Origin of the sequence: Micromonospora parastrephiae, from assembly GCF_016802865.1 — a bacterium.
Classification (GTDB): Bacteria; Actinomycetota; Actinomycetes; order Mycobacteriales; family Micromonosporaceae; genus Micromonospora; species Micromonospora parastrephiae.
The window spans coordinates 1-2,152 of the sequence record NZ_JAEVHM010000373.1 but is presented as its reverse complement, the minus strand read 5'-3'; the positions used below and the strand labels follow the sequence as shown (position 1 = coordinate 2,152).

2 protein-coding genes and 1 pseudogene are annotated in these 2,152 nt (G+C 73.7%); all 3 read right to left on the bottom strand.

The features are described 5' to 3' along the window. On the bottom strand, window positions 1–993 hold a 993-nt coding region (locus JNW91_RS31120; RefSeq protein WP_203179021.1), incomplete at its 3' end, for a hypothetical protein. 21 nt (window positions 994–1,014) lie between these two features. Further along, entirely contained in the window at window positions 1,015–1,626 is a 612-nt protein-coding gene (locus tag JNW91_RS31115) for a WapI family immunity protein (protein WP_203179020.1), read from the bottom strand. A gap of 45 nt (window positions 1,627–1,671) precedes the next feature. Next, window positions 1,672–2,152 (bottom strand): annotated as a pseudogene (locus JNW91_RS32910) (DUF3827 domain-containing protein); the annotation flags it as partial.

Here is a 2,152-nt window from a genome sequence, read left to right as displayed (position 1 = left end):
GGACGGGGCCGGAGCCACCGCCGCCGGGCGGGCCGCCCGGACCACCGGCCGAGCAGGCGTACCGGCGTTCGACGGCAGGCTGGGCGTCGCACGCTCGACCACGTCGGGTTCCGGCCGCACGGGTGCCACCGGCGCGCCGGGCAGAACCGGTCCGACGGGACGCACCGGCATCAGCACCTGTGCAACCGCCGGCACGTCCACGACCGGGATCGCCTGCGCCGAGGGGCTGCTGCCCTGGTCCGGCCCGAGGGCACCGGGGCCCAACGTCGCGATGACCACCGCCGTGACCGTCGCGAGGGCGGTTACCCGACGGTCGGGGCGTACCGCCGTCAGCGGCGCCTCGTCGGGTCGCACCGACGGCAGCGGCGTGGGCTGGGCAGCCTGATGCGCCGACAGCAGCGCGTCGACCTGTGCGGTGACGGAGGCGCGGTCCCCGCCGGCCACGGCGACGGCGAGGGTGAGGTAGAAGCGGACGTTCACCACCGCACTGGCCGGCACGAGTAGCCCCGAAAGTCGACCGTGGTCAGGGAGCAGGGTGACCGGCACGTCGGGGTGGTGGGCGGCGCCGACCAGGTCCGCGTACCTCCACTCGCGCCGACGCTCACGGCCGGCGAACGCCACCCGTTGGCTGGTCACGACGGCCATGCCGCTGTCGACGATCCGCAGGCCCGCCGGCAGCGCTTCTCCCGAAGCCTCGGCGAAGGCACAGAAACCGCCCGGGGTGGGCAGTCCGGGGACGTGCCGCGCCTCGGCCTCGACCAGCTCGGCGACGGGGACGACCCGGAAGACGAGTTCGTCGTGGTCGAGGTCAACCGGTAGGCCGGTGCGTGGCTGCGTACACCCGAGGAAGCCGACGGCTTCGATGCGGAGCCGGTCCAGGTGGTCCTTTCGGCGCAGCCATGCGTCGGTGGCGTCGCGGTACGCGCGCTGCCGCCGGTCGTTCTCGCGCTCGGCCCAGGCGACCCGCCAGGGGGAACATGCCAGTGAGGTCACGGTCACACGCGGTACAACCGCTCACGTACGTGACAGGGAACGCGGAGGCGATCGATGCTTCCCTTTGGTCCCGAAAGGAGAGAATTGCAGATCTGAGCGGTCAGCCGGCGCGCCGCCGGTGCGGCAGCGGGTCGCGGGGCGGAAATCGCGACTGGGTACGCGGTGGGTACGCTCGCAGTGCGCGGCCCACTGCTCGGCGGCGACGGCGAGGGCATCCGCGGACACGGTGAGGATCAGGGGGTAGACGGCGGTGACCGGGCGGCGCATCCACGGCGGCAGCGACTCGGCGGAGAACTCGACGGTCAACTCCAGCCGCCGTCGGCGGATCACCCGGGTCCGCAGGGCCAGGTTGGGTTCGGTGAAGCGGACCGTGGCCGGCGGTGAGTTCGGCCCGAGAGCCGCGGACGCCTGTCCGTGCAGCCAGCCGCCGAGCGCGCGGGCCTCCTCGACCATGAGGCTCGGGTAGTGGTGCGACCAGGTCTGGCCGTCGGCGGTGCGCGCGTCGACCTCGATGAGCAGCCAGTCGCGCCAGCCGGGCGCGGCCCGGTCGGGCTCGTCAGGCGGGTCGATGCCGGGCTGGTAGCCCACCGGGCGGATCCTCACCCGGGCACCGTCGTCGGACCGGATCTCCACCCGCTCATTGTCGCCGACCGAAGGGGACGTTCGCCCCCAAATCGGTCACTTCGAGATGGTACGGCGCACGCCTCGGTGTTCGGCGCAGGCGTTGGACCGGCCACCGGTCAGGCTGACCGAGCCGTCGCGGCACTGCACGAGATAACCGCGACCGGCCCAGAAGCCAGGCGCGCAGTCGAACCAGTCGCAGACCTCGGCGGCGGGCCGGCGAACTCGGGTGCCGCCGCAGAAGTCGTACTCCAGGGGGTTTTCCGGCGCGCCGCAACGCGCGTCGCGGGTCGTGCTCGGCGACGGGCGGGGTGACGTCGTCGGCTTCGGCACGGTGACGTGCCCGGCCGCCGGGGCCGCCGGGCGGATCAGCGCCGGTCCGACGTGGGGGGTGGGTACCGGGGTGGCGGCGGCGGCCACCTCCGCGCGCCGGTGGGGTCCGAGGTGATCGCCCAAGAGATCGTGGACGACCTGCAGGCTGCGCTGGCCGAGTTTGCCGCCATCGCGGAGGCCCTCGCTGGAGAGGTTCCGGTTCACA